The 15,332-nt window shown below is 71.7% G+C and carries 14 protein-coding genes and 1 pseudogene; 10 read left to right on the forward strand and 5 right to left on the reverse strand.

Translation table 11 applies throughout. The annotated features are described in order from the left end of the window. The first annotated feature begins 84 nt into the window (after window positions 1-84). Window positions 85-735 (forward strand): DUF4142 domain-containing protein, encoded by a 651-nt coding sequence (locus tag ACZ69Q_RS16990; protein WP_471042643.1) that lies wholly within the window; start codon window positions 85-87, stop codon window positions 733-735. An 18-nt stretch (window positions 736-753) separates the two neighbouring features. Here the strand turns inward: ACZ69Q_RS16990 and ACZ69Q_RS16995 are convergent, their stop codons facing one another. Beyond that, window positions 754-2,421 carry a glycoside hydrolase family 13 protein gene (locus ACZ69Q_RS16995; RefSeq protein WP_471042164.1) on the reverse strand — a complete coding sequence of 556 codons (1,668 nt, stop codon included), beginning with the start codon at window positions 2,419-2,421 and terminating at the stop codon, window positions 754-756. A gap of 273 nt (window positions 2,422-2,694) precedes the next feature. Here ACZ69Q_RS16995 and ACZ69Q_RS17000 point away from each other — a divergent pair, with 273 nt between their 5' ends. After that, entirely contained in the window at window positions 2,695-3,627 is a 933-nt protein-coding gene (locus tag ACZ69Q_RS17000) for an LAETG motif-containing sortase-dependent surface protein (RefSeq protein WP_471042165.1), read from the forward strand. Between the two features lie 42 nt (window positions 3,628-3,669). Here the strand turns inward: ACZ69Q_RS17000 and ACZ69Q_RS17005 are convergent, their stop codons facing one another. Beyond that, entirely contained in the window at window positions 3,670-4,641 is a 972-nt protein-coding gene (locus ACZ69Q_RS17005; protein WP_471042167.1) for a nucleoside hydrolase, read from the reverse strand. A gap of 125 nt (window positions 4,642-4,766) precedes the next feature. Beyond that, the gene (thrS, locus tag ACZ69Q_RS17010) at window positions 4,767-6,017 is read right to left on the reverse strand and encodes a threonine--tRNA ligase (RefSeq protein WP_471042168.1); all 1,251 of its coding nucleotides are present in this window, start codon (window positions 6,015-6,017) and stop codon (window positions 4,767-4,769) included. Between the two features lie 257 nt (window positions 6,018-6,274). Between thrS and ACZ69Q_RS17015 the strand changes: the two genes are divergently transcribed. Together ACZ69Q_RS17015 and ACZ69Q_RS17020 are read left to right on the forward strand one after the other, a co-directional pair. Continuing rightward, window positions 6,275-7,123, forward strand: coding sequence for a helix-turn-helix domain-containing protein (locus tag ACZ69Q_RS17015; protein ID WP_471042169.1), 849 nt, complete (start codon window positions 6,275-6,277; stop codon window positions 7,121-7,123). Then, a pseudogene (locus ACZ69Q_RS17020) lies at window positions 7,083-7,280 on the forward strand (DUF397 domain-containing protein); the annotation flags it as partial. The gene ACZ69Q_RS17015 and the pseudogene ACZ69Q_RS17020, both read left to right, overlap by 41 nt. Here ACZ69Q_RS17020 and ACZ69Q_RS17025 read toward each other — a convergent pair. After that, window positions 7,245-7,460: a hypothetical protein gene (locus ACZ69Q_RS17025; RefSeq protein WP_471042170.1), complete on the reverse strand. Its 216-nt coding sequence runs from the start codon at window positions 7,458-7,460 to the stop codon at window positions 7,245-7,247. The pseudogene ACZ69Q_RS17020 and the gene ACZ69Q_RS17025 overlap by 36 nt on opposite strands. A gap of 98 nt (window positions 7,461-7,558) precedes the next feature. Here ACZ69Q_RS17025 and ACZ69Q_RS17030 point away from each other — a divergent pair, with 98 nt between their 5' ends. The 5 genes from ACZ69Q_RS17030 to ACZ69Q_RS17050 all read left to right on the forward strand — a co-directional run bounded on the left by ACZ69Q_RS17030 (window position 7,559) and on the right by ACZ69Q_RS17050 (window position 12,277). After that, window positions 7,559-8,908, forward strand: coding sequence for a helix-turn-helix domain-containing protein (locus tag ACZ69Q_RS17030; protein WP_471042172.1), 1,350 nt, complete (start codon window positions 7,559-7,561; stop codon window positions 8,906-8,908). A gap of 118 nt (window positions 8,909-9,026) precedes the next feature. Continuing rightward, the gene (locus ACZ69Q_RS17035) at window positions 9,027-10,046 is read left to right on the forward strand and encodes a permease (protein WP_471042174.1); all 1,020 of its coding nucleotides are present in this window, start codon (window positions 9,027-9,029) and stop codon (window positions 10,044-10,046) included. Further along, on the forward strand, window positions 10,043-10,849 hold the full coding sequence (locus ACZ69Q_RS17040; protein ID WP_471042175.1) for a TIGR03943 family putative permease subunit: 807 nt from the start codon (window positions 10,043-10,045) through the stop codon (window positions 10,847-10,849). The genes ACZ69Q_RS17035 and ACZ69Q_RS17040 overlap by 4 nt, the downstream gene beginning before the upstream one ends. A 274-nt stretch (window positions 10,850-11,123) precedes the next feature. Next, window positions 11,124-11,876: a GAF and ANTAR domain-containing protein gene (locus tag ACZ69Q_RS17045; protein ID WP_471042177.1), complete on the forward strand. Its 753-nt coding sequence runs from the start codon at window positions 11,124-11,126 to the stop codon at window positions 11,874-11,876. A 122-nt stretch (window positions 11,877-11,998) separates the two neighbouring features. Further along, window positions 11,999-12,277 (forward strand): ribosomal protein L7/L12, encoded by a 279-nt coding sequence (locus tag ACZ69Q_RS17050; RefSeq protein ID WP_471042178.1) that lies wholly within the window; start codon window positions 11,999-12,001, stop codon window positions 12,275-12,277. On the opposite strand, the gene ACZ69Q_RS17055 is transcribed toward ACZ69Q_RS17050, so the two are convergent. Further along, window positions 12,274-13,047, reverse strand: coding sequence for a hypothetical protein (locus ACZ69Q_RS17055; RefSeq protein ID WP_471042179.1), 774 nt, complete (start codon window positions 13,045-13,047; stop codon window positions 12,274-12,276). The two genes, ACZ69Q_RS17050 and ACZ69Q_RS17055, sit on opposite strands and share 4 nt — an antisense overlap. A 287-nt stretch (window positions 13,048-13,334) precedes the next feature. Between ACZ69Q_RS17055 and ACZ69Q_RS17060 the strand changes: the two genes are divergently transcribed. Further along, window positions 13,335-15,332, forward strand: coding sequence for an Ig-like domain repeat protein (locus tag ACZ69Q_RS17060; RefSeq protein WP_471042181.1), 1,998 nt, complete (start codon window positions 13,335-13,337; stop codon window positions 15,330-15,332).

Consider the following 15,332-nt stretch of genomic DNA (forward strand, 5'->3'; position numbering starts at 1 on the left):
CCCGCATCAGGGGGCGGGCCCTCGGCCTATCGGGCAGGAGGCAGCACCGTGCGTATCTCGCGGCGCGTGATCGGATCTCTCTTCGTGGGCGGCGCCCTGAGCCTCACGCTCGCCGCGCTCGCCTATCCCTCGATGCTCGGCTTCAGCACCGTCTCCAGTTCCGCGGACCATGTCATCGCCCAGACCGCGACGGGGCCGTTGACGGAGGCCGACCGGGACTTCGTGGTGAAGGTGCGGGCGGCCGGGCTGTGGGAGTACCCGGTGGGGAAGCTGGCCCTGCAGAAAGGGACGACCCAGGCGGTGCGCACGGCCGGGCAGCATCTGGTCGACGGACACGCCGCGCTGGACGCCACCGACCGCCAGATCGCCGCGCGGCTGAACATCACCGTGCCCAACCAGGCCAGCCCCCAGCAGCAGGGGTTCGTCGCGACGCTCGAAGGGGACACCGGCAAGCAGTTCGACAGCGACATGGCGAACATCCTGCGCACCACGCACGGCCAGATCTTCACCACGGTCGCGAAGATCCGGGCCACGACCAGGAACACCCTGGTCCGCCGGCTCGCCGACCAGGCCAACGACACCGTGCTCGACCACATCGCGGTCATGGAGAAGACGGGGCTGGTCGACTTCGACCAGGTCCTGTTCCAGGAGACGACCCCGCCCAGGCTCCCGGCCGACCAGGTGACCCCGCCCCCTCCGGCGGCGGGCGAACCGCAGGTGACGCTGACGCCCTGAGGGCCCGCGGCTCGGGGTCTACGTCAGCCAGACCGTCGTGTCCGGGCCCAGCAGCCCGCCTTCGAGCGGCCCGCTGGCGAGCAGCACCTCCCCCGGCGGCAACTCCACCGCCGTACCGGAGAGGTTGGCCACGCAGCGCCAGCCGTCCGAGCGTGCGAAGTGCAGAACGCCGGGCGGCCCGTCCTGCGCCCACGTCAGCTCCTCGCCCGCCAGCAGCTTGCGGCGCAGCCGCAGGGCCCGGCGGTAGAGCTCCAGCGTGGAGCCCTCCACACCGTCCTGGGCCTGGACCGCGTACGCCGCGAAGCCCGCCGGCTGCGGCAGCCAGGAACCGCTCGCGCCGAAGCCGTACGACGGTCCGGTCGTCGTCCACGGCAGCGGCACCCGGCAGCCGTCGCGGCCCTTGCGCACCCGCCCGGTCTGTTCCCAGATCGGGTCCTGGAGGACCGCGAAAGGCAGGTCGGCGACCTCGGGCAGGCCGAGTTCCTCGCCCTGGTAGACGTACGACGAACCGGGCAACGCCAGCATGAGGAGGGTCGCGGCGCGGGCGCGGCGCAGTCCTGCGGCCTCGTCGACGGCCGGTGCGTGGCCGCCGGACAGCAGCCAGGCGTTGTCGTCGGTGCCGGGCGGGAGCATCAGGCGTGAGGTGTGGCGTACGACGTCGTGGTTGGACAGGACCCAGGTGGCGGAGGCGCCCGCCGCCCGGGCCGTGGCGAGCGAGTCGGTGATGATCTGCTTGAGTTCGTCGGCGTCCCAGCCCGCTTGCAGGTACTCGAAGTTGAATGCCTGGCCCAGTTCGTCGGGGCGGGCGTACAGCGCGCGGCGGGAGCTCGGGTTCACCCAGGCCTCGGCGACGGCCATGCGGGGCGGGCGGTAGGAGTCGAGGATCTTGCGCCAGTCGCGGTAGATCTCGTGGACCTCGTCGCGGTCGTAGAAGGGGTGGGTGCCGGGCGGGAGGTCCGGGAGGGCGTCCTCGCGGCTCAGGCCGGGCGTGCCCAGGTCGCGCAGCGGTTCGCTCAGGTCCTTGGCGAGGGCGTGGGCCACGTCGACGCGGAAGCCGTCGACGCCCCGGTCGGACCAGAAGCGCAGGGTGGTGCGGAAGTCGGCGCGCACCTCCTCGTGCGCCCAGTTGAGGTCGGGCTGCTGCGGGGTGAACAGGTGGAGGTACCACTGGCCGTCGGGGACGCGGCGCCAGGCGCTGCCGCCGAAGACCGACTGCCAGTCGGTGGGCGGGAGTTCGCCGTGCGGGCCGCGGCCGTCACGGAAGACGTAGCGCTCGCGGGCGGCGGAGCCGGGGGCGGACCTCAGCGCCTCCTGGAACCAGACGTGCTGGTGGGAGGTGTGGTTGGGGACCAGGTCGACGATCACCTTCAGGCCGAGGTGGTGGGCCTCGGCGACCAGGGCGTCGAAGTCCTCGAGGGTGCCCAGGCGCGGGTCGACGTCGCGGTAGTCGGCGACGTCGTAGCCGCCGTCGGCCAGCTCGGAGGGGTAGAAGGGGCTGAGCCACAGCGCGTCCACGCCGAGGGCGGCCAGGTGGTGCAGCCGCTGGGCGACGCCCTTCAGGTCGCCGAGGCCGTCGCCGTCGCCGTCGGCGAAACTGCGGGGGTAGACCTGGTAGATGACGGCCTGGCGCCACCAGTTGGGGTCGTTGGACGAGAGGTCGGGCGTCGTGGTGGTGCGGACGGTCACGCGGTCTCCTCGTGGCGGTGTACGGGCGACATCGAGAACTCTGTCCACTTGGCCGGAAAAGCGAACACAGCGTAGAGCGGATCGGATCATTCCCGACGTGACGAAATTGTGATTGCCGCTTGAACTACCCTTGTGTTCCCGCAGGTTGACAGGGGTGTCCCGTCACCCGACGATGTCCTCACGCTGTGGCGCATGCGACCAATGAGCCCAGTGTTTCTTCGACCGTGGGGTGTCCTCTCCCCCCACCCATGCACACGCCAAGATGGGAAACGCATGTCCATAGCGAGACGTGTCATCGCGCGACGCCTGCTGGGGACGGGCGCCGCGTCGCTCGCCCTGTGCGCGGCCACCGTCGCCTCCGCCTCCGGCGCCTGGGCCCACGGAACGCCCGGCGGTGACGGCTGGAAGTCCGGCGGCACCTACCAGCCCGGCACCGGTGCGGGGACGGAAACGGCCACCGACCGTTGCCAGTTCTCGCTGGACGGCACGAACTTCTACGACTCGGTCAAGGTCGACGACCAGAACCTGAAGGTCACCGACGACGGCAAGGCGCACATCAAGGTGCGTGCCGCCGCCGACGCGACGACCTGCACGGCCTCGCTCGCCTCCTACCTCGCCCACGGGGCGACCTTCGCGACCTCCGGCGAGCAGGTCTTCGTCGACTTCGACACGGTCACGGTCAAGCCGGGCGGGACCGACTCGCTGGACATCGCCGTCCCGGACGCGGGCTGCTTCGGGCAGATCGACCTGTACCGCGGTGCGGTGAAGTTCGACGGCAAGCTCGACGCGAACGACGGCTTCGAGCACGGTGACCTGCCCAAGGGCCCGGACCGCCCGGTCATCAAGGACAAGCTGATCGCGGCCTGGAACGGCGGCTCGAAGGACTGCACGTCCGAGCCTCCGGCGACCGAGGAGCCCCCGACGACGCCGCCGGCCGAGCCGTCGGAGCCGGCGACCGACGAGCCGTCGACCCCGGCCGAGGAGACGACGCCGCCGGCCTCGCAGACCCCCTCGACCGAGACCCCGACCCCGGAGCCCTCCGAGTCGACGTCCGCCCCCGCCCCGTCCCCCAGCGGCGACGACGACCTCGCCCAGACGGGCGGCAGCAGCGCGACCGGCCCGATCGCCATCGGCGCGGTCGTCCTGGTCGCGGGCGGCGCGGCCTTCGTGGTGGCTTCGAAGCGACGCCGCACGGCCCGTTCCTGACCCGCTGTCATCTGACGGCCCGGGGTGAGCGACCCCGGGCCGTCAGGTGCGTTCGACCGTCGACAGATACAGCTTGGCGAAGCGTTCGACGTCCACGTCCAGAGCTACGTCCACCAGGGCCTGTTCGCGGGTTCCGGTGTGGAGTTCGGATTCGCCGGGGCGGGGGCGGCGGTCGACGATGGTCTGGCCTCGGGTGGGGCCGGGGGCGAGGGAGACCTCGACGGGCAGGAGGCGGGTGGTGATGCCCGCCGGGTCCACGACCGCGCAGACCGCGCCCGCGTCGCCGATGCCGCCCGCCTCGGGGTCGGCGGTGACGTCCGGCGCGGACGGGCGGTGGGCCAGCAGTTCGCCGGCGAGCCTGGTGCCTGGCTCGACGTTCTCCCGCAGGCGCCGTACGTCCGCCCCCGGGACCACGACCCGCTGGAAGACGTCCAGGCCGTACATGGTGATCGGCACCCCGGCGGTGAGCAGGATCGAGGCCGCCTCCGGGTCGTGCCACACGTTGAACTCCGCGACCGGCGTGGCGTTTCCGCAGGCCACCGCGCCGCCCATGAAGACGATCCGCTCGATGTTGCGGGTGACCTCGGGGTGGGTGCGCAGCAGCAGGGCGATGTTGGTCAGGGGCGCGGTGGGGATCAGCGTGACCGGGCGCGGGGACGCGAGGATCTCGCGGCGCAGCAGCGTCACCGCGTCCACGTCGGCCGCGCGGCGCCGCGGGACGGGCAGGCCGAGGTCGCCCATGCCGTCCTCGCCGTGCACGTGCCGCGCCGAGCGCGAGGGCTCGATCAGCGGGCGGTCGGCGCCCCTGGCCACGGGGATCTCGGGGGCACCGGCCTGCTCCAGCACGGTCAGGGTGTTGTACACGACGCCGTCCACGTCCGTGTTGCCCGCCACGCAGGTGACCGCGCGCAGGTCCAGCCCCGGATGGCGTACCGCGAACAACAGCGCCAGGGCGTCGTCCACGCCCGTGTCACAGTCGATGATCACCGGAATCGGCCGGCCGTCTTCGGTCACGGATGGCTCCCCTCGTCACGGGTGCGGTGGCGACGCTACGGCAGCGACCTTACGGTGTCGTACAGGTGGAGTGCGTCGTCGTATGGCGCCGCCGCACGGGCATGTGCGCGCGGCGCCATACGGCGTCATCCATCGCCCTGCGGCACCTCCCACAGCTCGGCGCCGCGTGCCGCCACCCGGGCGGCGATCCGGGCGATCAGTTCCCCGGCCGGTACGGCCCCCGGCCTGCGCCCGTCCCGCAGCCGTACGGCGGCCACGAGGTCGCCGTCCGCCGCCGCCCGCGCCTCCCGCTCACCGATGACCGCCTGGTACGGCACGAGGCGTGCCGCGCGCACGCGGGCGCCCAGGGTGCCCTGCTCGGGCCCGGCGAGTTCCGCGCGCAGACCCTTTTGGCGGGCCCGGTCCAGAATTTCTCGCGCCTGCCCGGTCTGCTCCTGCGCCACCGGCAGGACCAGGAGCTGCACGGGCGCGAGCCAGGCCGGGAACGCGCCGCCGTGCTGTTCCACCAAGTGGGCCACGGCCCGCTCGACGCTCCCGATGATGCTGCGGTGGACCATGACCGGACGGTGCTTGGCGCCGTCGGGGCCGATGTAGTGCAGGTCGAAGCGCTCGGGCTGGTGGAAGTCGATCTGAACGGTCGACAGGGTCGCCTCGCGGCCCGCCGGATCGGCGATCTGGACGTCGATCTTGGGGCCGTAGAACGCGGCCTCGCCCTCGACGGCCTCGTAGGGGATCCCGGAGCCGTCGAGAACCTCCCTGAGCAGGGCGGTGGCCCGCCGCCACAGCTCGGGGTCGGCGACGTACTTGCCACCCTCGCCCGGCAGGGACAGACGGTGACGGACGGCTCTGATCCCCAGATCGGCGTAAGCGCGGGCGATGAGTTTCAGGGCGGCCCCGGCCTCCTGCGCCGCCTGGTCCAGGGTGCAGAAGACATGGGCGTCGTTGAGCTGGATCGCGCGTACGCGGGTGAGGCCGCCGAGGACTCCGGACAGCTCCGAGCGGTACATGCCGCCCAACTCGGCCATTCGGAGGGGCAGTTCACGGTAACTGTGGGACCGGGACCGGTAGATCAGGGCGTGGTGCGGGCACAGGCTGGGACGCAGGACGACCTGTTCGGCGCCGCCCAGGTCCATCGGCGGGAACATGTCGTCGCTGTAGTGGTCCCAGTGCCCGGAGATCTCGTACAGCTCGCGTTTGCCGAGCACCGGCGAGTACACGTGCCGGTAGCCGGCCTCGCGCTCCACCTCCCGGATGTACTCCTCCAGCTCGTGGCGGAGGGTGGCCCCGTCGGGCAGCCAGTAGGGCAGGCCTGCGCCCATCAGGGGGTCGGTGTCGAAGAGGCCGAGCTCTCGGCCGAGACGGCGGTGGTCGTGCATGACTGCTCCTCCGGATGAAGGGACGAGCACCCACGACAAAGCCCCGGGGCACTCGCCCCGGGGCTTGGATCTTCGCTCAGGTGTCAGCGCGCCGGGACGGGGTCCGGCGTCGTCGTGAGAGACAGATGGGCACGCTGCATGCGGCGACCGTAACAGCGGGCGGGTGCGGGTGTCGCGGCGATTTTCACGATTCACATCACCACTGCGAAGTTGCCCGGTTACGCTCAGCAACAGACCGGACTTGGGGGTGGTACGCCTTGGTTCACATCCGTCAACTCGATCCCACGGCTTCTCCGTTGGACTACTTCGGCTACGAGCTGCGCCGGAAACGGGAGGAGGCGGGGCTGACACTGAAGCAGTTGGGCTCGGTGCTGTTCTGCTCCGGCTCGCTGATCGGCCAGATCGAGACGACGCTGAAGGTGCCGACGAGGGAGTTCGCCGAGCGGGTGGACGCGGCGCTGGTGACGGACGGGATGTTCTCGCGGCTGGTGGGGCTGGTGCTGCGCAGCCAGTTGCCGACGTGGTTCCAGCCGTACGCCGACATGGAGGCGAAGGCGACTTACATCTCCACCTATCAATGCCAGTTGGTGTACGGGCTGCTTCAGACGAAGGCGTACGCCCGCGCGGTGCTGGCCACGGGTCAGCCGGACAAGCTCGACAAGCTGCTCGCCGCCCGCATGGAACGACAGCGCATCCTCCAGCGGGAACAGCCACCCCTGACGCTGGTGGTGCTCGACGAGGCGGTGCTGCACCGTCCGATCGGCGGCCCGGAGGTCATGCGCGGCCAACTCCAGCACCTGTTGAGCCTCCAGGACGAGCGCTGGGTCCGCCTCCAGGTGCTGCCCTTCGAGGTTGGTGAACACGTCAGCCTGGCCGGGTCGTTCACCAAGCTTCGCTTTGACGACGACCCCGACCTCGTCTACACGGAGGACTTGATCTCCGGCCACATGACGGCCAATCCGGAGACCATCCGCGAAGCCGCCCTTCGTTACGCTGGCTTGCAGGGAGCCGCCCTGTCCGTGGAGGATTCGGCGGAACTGATCAAGGGCGTACTGGAGGAGCGTTATGGACAGCACAGCGGAACTGGCCAACGTCCTGTGGCGTAAGTCCAGTTACAGCGGAAGCACCGGCGGTGATTGTGTCGAGTGCGCCGTGCTCGGCTCGGCTACCTGGCGCAAGTCCTCGTACAGCGGCAACACCGGCGGCGAATGCGTGGAGGTCGCCGACCTAACCCCCTGCATAGCCGTCCGTGACTCCAAGAACCCCGAGGTCGGCAACCTCACCCTCACTCCGGAGGCATACGCCTCCTTCGTGGCGTTCGTCGCCGAAGGCTGACGCTCGGGCCGGGCCCGCGTTGGCCGCCAGGATCAGGGTTGCCACGGCGACCAGCGCGGCCGCCACGCCCCGGGTGTAGCGCTCGGTGGTGCTGGTGCGTTCCTGCACGGCGACCTCGCAACAGCTTTGGGTTAACCACGTTTAATACGCGGTTTAACCTATGGTCGTCAGACTCGAACGGCAAGGGGTGCAGGGAGAGTTGAGCCATGTCGGACCGTGACGACCCGGGGACCATCGGGCGAAGAGTGCAGCAGTTGCGGGCCGACCGCGGGCTGACGCAGAAGCAACTGGCGGAGCCGGCGTACACCCCCGCGTACATCTCCACCCTGGAGGCCGGCCGGGTGCGCGCCTCCGACGATGCGCTGCGGCACATCGCCGAGCGGCTCGGCGTCGCCTTCGAGGAGCTGGCCACCGGCCGTGCCGCGCATCTCGTGACGGACCTGCGCCTGAGGCTGACCGAGGCGCAGCGGATACTCGCCACGGGTGACACCGAGGCCGCGGCCGAGCAGTACACCGCGCTGCTCGCGGAGGCGGAGGGCAACGGCTTCACCGAGGAGCGGGCGGCGGCGCTGCTCGGGCTCGGCGAGTGCGGTATCGACGCCGGTGAACTCACCTCCGCACGGCATCACTTCGAGCAGGCCGAGCAGGTGCTCGCGGAGGCCGCCGCACCCCTGCCGGCCCGTGTCCCGGCGCTTCGCGGACGGGCCGTGTCGCACTACCTCACCGGTGAACTGCGCTACGCGGTCTACCTGTTGGAGTCCACCCTCGACGAGCTGAACCGCGGCGGACTGCACGACCCCGACGCCCTGCTCCTGCTCTACGCCAGCGTCATCGGCCCGTACATGGACATGGGCGCCCACGCGAGAGCCGCCCAGGCCGCCGAGTACGCCCTCGCGCTCGCCCCGCAGGCCGGCGACCCGGCACTGGTCGCGCGAATGCACCGGTCCGTCGCCCGCACCCTGCTCGCCGAGGGGCGCGTCGCCGAGGCCGACGCCTCGCTGGCCAAGGCCGCCGAGCTGTACCGGCAGCTCCAGATCCGTACCGAGCTCGCCAACTGCCACTGGATGCGCGGCTACGTCTACGCCCAGAACGGCGACCTGGAGCGCGCCGAGGCAGAGCTGCGCGAGGCACAGACGATGCTCACCGCCAAGCGGGCCGCGCTGTACACCAGCCAGGTCGCCGTCGAGCTCGCCGACGTACTGCACCGGCGCGGCAAGTCGGAGGAGGCCGCCGCCCACCTGCACGAGGTGCTCAGCGACCTCAGCCCCGAGCGCGGCGCCCTGCACGCGGCCGCCGCCCACCGCCTGCTCGGCATCATCGCCGAGGACTCCCGGGACACCGAGACCGCCGAGGAGCACTACGTCCGTGCCCTGAGCCTGCTGGAGCGCGCGGGCGCGGCCGGTGACCTGGCCGACCTGTGCAGGCTGCTCGGCGACCTGCTGCGCCGCACCGGCCGGGTGGAGGCGGCGCTGGACGCGTACCGCACGGGGCTGGGCCACCGAACGGCCCCCGGCACCACCACCCTCGGCCCGGCCCCCGCCCAGCCCCCGCTCTAGACACGGCCCGCCGCGGGGGAACCCCTGCCTTTCCACGCGCCCCACAGCCCCCTCCGCGGAGAACCCCAGCCTGCCCACAGCTCCCACCGGTTAGCCTTCGCTGAGCTATTTCGAACAGGTGGGGACGGGCACGGTGGAGAACCAGCGGACCGCGGTCGACGGGCTGCGGCTCGTCGTACGCGCGCTCGTGTACGCCGTGCTCGGCGGCGCCGCGCTCATCGTCATCGCCACGGTCGCCTCGGTCCTCGGGCCGCTGCTCGCCCTCGACCTGTACACCCCGCCCGTCGCCGCCTGGTGGACCGTCTTCACGGCCATCGCGGTGCAGGGCGTGCCGTTCCTGCTGCTCGGCACGGTCGTCTCGGCGGCGATCGGGGCCTTCGTGCCGGAAAAGGTGTTCAGCAGGCTGCTGCCGCGCAACCAGGCCCTCGCCGTGCCCGTCGCCGGAGCCGCCGGTGTCGTGCTGCCGGGGTGCGAGTGCGCGTCCGTGCCGGTGGCCGGGAGCCTCATGCGACGCGGGGTGGCCCCGGCCGCCGCCCTCGCGTTCCTCCTCTCCGCCCCCGCCATCAACCCGGTCGTGCTCGTCGCCACGTCCGTCGCCTTTCCCGGGCAGCCGGAGATGGTGCTCGGGCGACTGGTCGCCTCGCTGGCCACGGCGGTGGTGATGGGCTGGCTGTGGGCCCGGTTCGGCCGCGAGGAGTGGCTGCGGCTGCCGAAGGGGCACTCCGACCCGGCCGCCACCGGCCTGCGCGCGTTCACCGCCGGGCTCCAGCACGACTTCCTGCACGCGGGCGGCTTCCTCGTCCTCGGCGCGGCGGCCGCGGCGACGTTCAACATCGCGGTGCCGCGTTCCGTTCTGGACCTCTTCACCGAGTCGGTGTGGGCGTCGGTGCTGCTCCTCGCGCTGCTCGCGGTCGTGCTGTGCGTGTGCAGCGAGGCGGACGCGTTCGTCGCCGCGTCGCTGAGCGGCTTCTCGCCGACCGCGCGGCTGGCGTTCATGGTGGTCGGCCCGATGGTGGACCTGAAGCTGATCGCCCTCCAGGCGGGCACCTTCGGACGGTCCTTCGCGCTGCGGTTCTCGTCCGCGACCTGGGTGGTGGCCGTGGTGACCAGCGCGCTGGTGGGGTGGTGGCTGCTGTGAGGCGCTACGGACCGGCGGTGCTGCTGCTTCTGACGGGGGCGGCGATCCTGCGGATATCGCTGTTCAGCGAGCTGTATCTGCGGTACGTGCAGGCGGGACTACGGCCATACCTTGTCGTGTCCGGGTTTCTGCTGGTGCTGCTGGCGGCGGCCGCGGCGGTCGGCGGGCGACCGGAACAGGAACCGCACGCCGAGCAGGGCCAGCACACAGAGCACGGCGAACACGCCGGCCGCGATCAGCAACGCGAGCACGGCGAGCACGACGAATACGGCGACGATTCCCACGCCCACGATCAGCACGGCGGCCACCATAGCCCCCGCGTCGCGTGGCTCCTCACCCTCCCCGCCCTCGCCCTCCTCCTCTTCCCGCCCCCGGCCCTCGGTTCCTACATCGCCGAGCGCGAGGCGGCGGGGCGTGCGGCCCAGGGGGTCGGGCACTTCCCGGCGCTGCCGGCCGGGAACCCGGTGGAGCTGACGGTCGCCGAGTTCAGTTCCCGGGCGATCTACGACAGCGGGCACTCGCTCGCGGGCCGCACGGTCCGGCTGACCGGCTTCGTCACCCGTGACGACGACGGCACCTGGTACGTCACGCGGCTTCTGGTGGCCTGCTGTGCCGCCGACGCGACCACCAGCAAGGTCGAGGTCCGGGGCGGGGAGGCTCCGCCGGTCGACGCGTGGGTGACGGTCACCGGGACGTGGCATCCCGAGGGGCGGCTCGGCACGGACGCGGCGTGGCCGCCTGTGGTGGATGCCGGGTCGGTGCGGCGGGTCGGGGAGCCGGCGGATCCTTACGAGAAGCGGTGAGTGCCGGGATGGGTCGTCGGTCGTCCGCGGGGCGGTGGGGGGTGTTCGCGCAGTTCCCCGCGCCCCTTCAGGGCGTGGCCGGCGGGCGGTACTGGAAGCTGTGAGTGCGGGGATGGGTCGTTGGTCGTCCGCGGGGCGGTGGGGGTTGATCGCGCAGTTCCCCGCGCCCCTTCAGGGCTGGCCGGCGGGCGGGTTTCGTGGGGGGCGGGGCGGGTAGTCGGGCGAGGTCGGAAGGCGAGACCAGCAGGCCGCGCTCGGGAACGAGGAGGCAGCCGTGCGGCCCAGAGACGAACATCGTGGACGGCGTGAGCGAGGCCGGGAAGGCGTGGGCGCCGCGGACGCGATAGCCGAGGGCGTACGCGGCGCGGGGCCGGGCGACATACCGGGGCGGCTGTGCGACGTGGCCGTGGAACTGCTGCCCGTGAGCGGCGCGAGCGTGTCGCTGCACAGCGAGGGCCTGCCCGTACAGCTCGGCGCGAGCAGCGCGCAGGCGGCGTATGTGACCGAGATCCAGGCCACGTTGGGCGACGGTCCCTGCCAGTCGGCCGCCCGGAGCGGCGCTCCCGTGCTGGCCCGCGACCTGACGGCCGGGCAGGACGTGCAGCGCTGGCCGGTCTTCGCCCAGCAGGCCACGGCCGCCGGGGTCCGGGCGGTGTACTCGATGCCGCTCGGCAACGACACGGTGTGCGTGGGCACGCTCGACCTCTACCGCGAGTCCCCCGGCGACCTCACCGAGCGGGAGTTGCGCACGGCACGCACGGTGGCCGGGATGATGACCGTGGCGCTGGCGGCGCTGCCGCACGCGGAGGACGCCGGCGAGCCGGGCAACGAGCGGTGGCTGAGCGGCCTTACCACCGACCACGACCAGGTCTACCAGGCCACCGGCATGATCATGGCCCAGCTTCACGTCGGCACGGAGGAGGCGCTGGCCCGGCTGCGGGCGCACGCCTTCTCGCACGGGCGTACGGCGCTGGACACGGCACGGGACGTGGTGGACCACCGGCTGCAGTTCGACGACGAGGGCTAGGCCGAGGCGAGGACCAGGCCGACGCGAGGACCAGGCCGACGCGAGGACCAGGCCGACGCGAGGACCAGGCCGACGCGAGGACGGCCCTGGCGGCCCTGACGGCCCGCCTAGGATCGTCGACCATGGAAATAGCAGGTCTCTTCTTCGTACTGATCGGTGTCCTGGCCGTCATGGGTGTGCAGAGCCGGATCTCCCAGGCCGACAAGCGAGTTGCCCGGGTCGAGCGCAAACTCGACCTGATCATGGACCACTTGGGGCTGCGCGAGGCCGTCGACCCGCGCATGGCCGAGGTCGTCGCGCTGCTGCGGGACGACAAGAAGATCCAGGCGATCAAGGTCTACCGGGAGATCACCGGGACCGGCCTGAAGGAGGCCAAGGACGCGGTCGAGCGCATGGCCTAGACGTTCTGCCGGCCCTTTTTCCTGACCTCCTCCAGACGGTGGGCGCCGAGTTCGACGGCCGCCCAGGTCGCGTCGGCCGGTACGTCGGCGAGGCCGCCGTTGGTGACGGTGATCGCGTCGTCGCCGACCCTGACGGCGGCGAGGTGCAGAGTGAGCGTGGGCGCGTCGCCGGAGTCGGAGACGCCGCGCAGGACGATCCGCAGACCCTGGCGGGCGTCCCCGACCTGCGGCATCTCGGCCTCACCGACCTCCACCTCCAGTTCCCCGCCGCGCGCGGTCGCCGTGAACTGTCCGCACTCCTCCGGAAGGCTGCCGAGCCACGCCAGCGTCGCGTCGACGTCCTCGGGCCGGTGGGCCACGATCTGATAGCGGAGCTGGGCACCGTCCCACGGGTCGTCCAGCCCGGTCGAGGCGCGCGTGCGGGCGTCCGGCCCGAAGAGGTCCTCCGCGTACAGGACGTCGAGCAGCCGCCGGCACTCGGCCGAGTCGGTGGTCGCCTTCAGCATGGTGTCCCGCCAGGTGGCGAACCCCTCGGTGGGCCCCCACGGTTCGCCGAGATCGGCCTCGGTGATCAGTGCCGACCTCGCCTGCGCCTCGGTGAGCGTCTGGGCGGCCACCGGGGTCCGCGTCCCGCCGCTCGGTGCCGCGGGGGAGGCGGGCCCGGCCGAGGCGGCCCTGTCCGGCCATGAGACGGAGCACGCGGACGCGGTCAGCAACGCGCCTGCAAAGAGCGCCGAGGCGATGACGGCACGGACCGGGGGACGGGGCATCGCGGGCCTCCTGGCTGGTGTCGAGGACGCGCCCAAGATCGGCACGTCTTCATAAGGCATCACCCCGGGAGTACGACCACCAGCGCGCCGGGCCGTCCGGGTGACGCCCCGGCGATCTCCCCCCGTCCCCGCCGGGGGCTTTCGGCCGTTCTCACCGGCCTCTTACGGCTCCCTTGACCCGACTGTCGGTGCCATGACCTAGCCTTCGATCACTCAGGCGCACGCGTGCCGTCTTCCCGCCGCGTCCGCCCTCCCTTTCTTTTTCGTTCCGGGGGGTTCGAAAAACCGTGCGCAGACGCACTCTCCCTGCCGCGACGGCACTCGCGGTCCTGTTCAGCTCGGTCGCGCTGGTCGCGACCGGTGCCGGGTCGGCCGCGGCCGACTCCGCCGTCTCCCTGCCCCTGAAGTCGACCGGCGACATCGTCGTCGACGGGGCCCACCAGCGGGTCTTCATCAGCGACCCGACCGCCGGCCAGGTCGTCGTCACGAACTACGCCGGCAGCGTCGTCGGCACCGTCGGCTCGCTGCCCGGCGTCCGCGGCCTGGAGCTGTCGCCCGACTCGGGCACCGTGTACGCGGCCGTCGGCGACGCCGACGCGATCGTCGCCATCGACACCGCGACCGCGACGGAGGCCCACCGCTGGTCCACCGGCACGGCCGCACCCAAGTACGTGGCCCTCACCGGCGGCAAGGTCTGGTTCAGCTACGGCTCCGGCGGCGACGGCAACATCGGCTCGCTCGACCTGAGCGGCACCGACCCGGTCCTCGCCCTCGGCCAGGACACCGGCCGCACCTTCTACGACGCCCCGATCCTGGACGCCTCCGCGGGCGCCCCCGGCACGCTGGTCGCGGGCGCGCCGAGCCAGAGCCCGGTCGTCCTCGCCGTGTACGACGTCTCGTCGGGCACCGCGAGCCGCAGCGCGTACGCCTTCGACCCGGGCAACACCGGCGGCGGCAACCTCGCCGACCTCGCGGTCACGCCCGACGGCAAGGACGTGATCACCGCCAGCGGCGCCCCGTACTACCAGGCGGTCTACAAGCTGTCCGACCTGTCGGCGGACGGCAAGTACGTCACCAACACCTACCCGAACGCGGTGGACGTCGCCCCGAACGGCGATGTCGCGGCGGGCACCTTCTCCTGGTACGACCCGGACGTGCACGTCTTCAAGCAGGGTGTGTCGACGCCGCTGAAGCAGTACGACCTCCCCAACACCGGCACCAGCAGCGGCTCCGACACCCTCGCCGCGCGCGGCCTGGCCTGGGCGCCGGACGAGAGCAAGCTGTTCGCGGTGTCGACGAACGACAGCGACGCGTACTCGCTGCGGATCTTCGACGCCCCGACCAAGACGCCGACCACCCTCACGGCGAACGCCCCCGCGACCGCGCCGCGCGCCCAGGCCCTCACCGTCACCGGCTCGCTGACCTCGTCCTCGGCGTTCCCGGCCGGCACCGAGGTCTCGGTCACCCGCACCGACGACGAGTCCCCCGCCGGCAAGTCACTGGGCACGGCGACGGTCGCGGCCGACGGCTCGTACTCCTTCGCGGACACCCCGCAGGCCGGCGGCAAGGTGACGTACACCGTCTCCTACGCGGGGGACGCGGACCACGCCGGCGCCACCGCCACCCGCTCGGTGACGGTCGCCAAGTCGACGGCCACCGTGACGCTGAACAACAACCTCAAGGTGTACGGCTACAACAGCAGCGTCACCTTCACGGCCCACCTCGGCACCACGTACAAGAACCGCACGGTGGAGATCTGGGCCGACCCCTACGGCTCCGACAAGCCCAACGCCCTGGTGAAGAAGGGCACGGTCGACGCCAACGGCAACCTCACGGCGACGGTCCGTCTGACCCGGGACGCCAAGGTGAGCGCGAAGTTCACGGGTGACACGCGGTACGCGGCGAAGACGACGACCAACACCGTCTACACCAAGGTGAGCGTCTCGTCGTCGCTGAGCGGCGCCTACAAGACGGCCACCGCCTGGAACGCGACGTACGCCTACTTCCACCAGTCCAAGGACCCCGTGTACAACACGGCGATGACGATGTACCCGGGCCGCAAGTACCAGTTCCAGATCGAGCAGTTCTACAGCGGCGCCTGGCACACGACGGCCACGGAGTACTTCGGCCTCGACAGCTACGGCAAGGACTCGGTCCTGCTGGACGACAACCCGCCCACGGGCGTCCGCTTCCGGATCCGCTCGTCCTACATCGACACGAAGTCGGGCGACAACGTCAACGCGACGACGTACGGCGCCTGGAAGTACTTCACCTTCACCCGCTGA

Source organism: Streptomyces sp. NPDC036764, assembly GCF_055609385.1.

Coding starts and splice junctions, on each gene's coding strand:
- ACZ69Q_RS17000 (WP_471042165.1), top strand. CDS start 2,695: ATGTCCATAGCGAGACGTGTCATCGCGCGACGCCTGCTGGGGACGGGC.
- thrS (WP_471042168.1), bottom strand. CDS start 6,017: ATGCACGACCACCGCCGTCTCGGCCGAGAGCTCGGCCTCTTCGACACC.
- ACZ69Q_RS17030 (WP_471042172.1), top strand. CDS start 7,559: ATGTCGGACCGTGACGACCCGGGGACCATCGGGCGAAGAGTGCAGCAG.
- ACZ69Q_RS17050 (WP_471042178.1), top strand. CDS start 11,999: ATGGAAATAGCAGGTCTCTTCTTCGTACTGATCGGTGTCCTGGCCGTC.
- ACZ69Q_RS17055 (WP_471042179.1), bottom strand. CDS start 13,047: ATGCCCCGTCCCCCGGTCCGTGCCGTCATCGCCTCGGCGCTCTTTGCA.